The sequence below is a fragment of the Pallidibacillus thermolactis genome, from assembly GCF_025660415.1.
Lineage (GTDB): Bacteria > Bacillota > Bacilli > Bacillales > Caldibacillaceae > Pallidibacillus > Pallidibacillus thermolactis.
The window spans coordinates 18350-19790 of sequence record NZ_JAOUSE010000057.1 but is presented as its reverse complement, the minus strand read 5'-3'; the positions used below and the strand labels follow the sequence as shown (position 1 = coordinate 19790).

Below are 1441 nucleotides of genomic sequence, written 5' to 3'. Positions count from 1 at the left end.
AGCTGAGATAATTCACTTAAATGGTGATAGTTATCGAATGAAACATAGAACCTCTATTTTTGAATCATCAAAAGTGTAAAAAATAATTTATCAAAAACTGTAACATTTTACTTGACGCTCACAATAGAGGGACGAAAGGACTATAAAGATATAAAAATAACCGTAAAATCATGATTAAAAATCTGATTTACGGTTATTTTTGTAAAAGAGTCTATTTATATTCAGGTATTTCTAAAATAAGATTATAATCATCCAATAGTTCATAGTACTGATAAATAAATTTTGTCTGTTTTACAGCCCATGCAATATCTGTAGCATACTGGCCGTTAGCATATCCGTAAAGCACCAAACCATCAGGATTCCATCTCATTTTATACAACGTATTTTTACCATCGCCAATAAATTTATTGTAAATCCATTCTGCTCCACCAATAATAGCTTTCTCTGGGGTATCCCAACCTTGTTCATAAGCATATTTTAAGCCGCATTGATATGGTGAATCACAGCTGTCTGAAGCACCAATACCGTACATATTATAAACTACTTTACCATTATAATTATCACCATTCGCTAGTCCAGAAGTACCGTTACCTGTTTCTAACATAGCGTGGGCAATTAAATAAATCTCGTTTATATTTACCTTTTTAGCTGCTTCGATAAAGGCACTACCTTTTCCTTCAAGAATACCTTTCCCTTTTAATATACGTTCGTTGATAACAGATGCACTTAATCCAGCAGGTTGGTCTAATACTAGGAATTGTAAATATTCAGGAGAGCCTTGTGTGAAACTTTTTGGATCTAAATACGGTCTAGTTGCTTCTTTTGTTGCTATGATCCACGTACTAAAATGGTAAAAGTCCCCCACTTGGCCATAAACGACAATCGCGTCCTTAGTATATCGTTCATCTAACTTTCCTAGAATTTCATAGTTTGTTCCAGGACCACTACGAACATTCCAATTTGTTCCTACCACTTTCCAATTACCATTTGTATCTTTCTTTAATGCATCTTTATGAACATACATATTAGGATAAGTTGTTTTTGGGTAGGCAGCCATTTGTTTTTCTAGAGCTTGATCTAGACTAATATCATAATATTTCTTTGCTATTGTACCGATTGTAATATCATCTTTATAAATATATCCTTTAATCCATTTACCATTTATATTCACAGTTGCTTCATACCAATTTTGAGAAAAAGTTTTAAAGCTTAAAACATGATATTGCCTATATGTTTTTAAAACACTTGAATTTTCTGTAGGACTTGAATATACGTTAGTTGGACTACTTTTTGCCAGCCCCTTTAAGTTTTCTTGTTTATCAAATATAAGATCAACATCTGAATGATGAATATAACCAACTTGTGCCTTGCCATTAATATAAACAGTTGCTACATACCAGTTGTTTGAAAAAGTTTTAAATCTTAATATTTCTCCAGTTGA

The 1441-nt window shown here is 32.2% G+C and carries 1 protein-coding gene; it reads right to left on the bottom strand.

Going from position 1 to position 1441, the window contains the following annotated elements; translation table 11 throughout:
* Positions 1-211: 211 nt before the first annotated feature.
* Positions 212-1441, bottom strand: a 1230-nt coding sequence (locus OEV82_RS13810; RefSeq protein WP_263062211.1) for an N-acetylglucosaminidase, incomplete at its 5' end; no start/stop codon positions are given.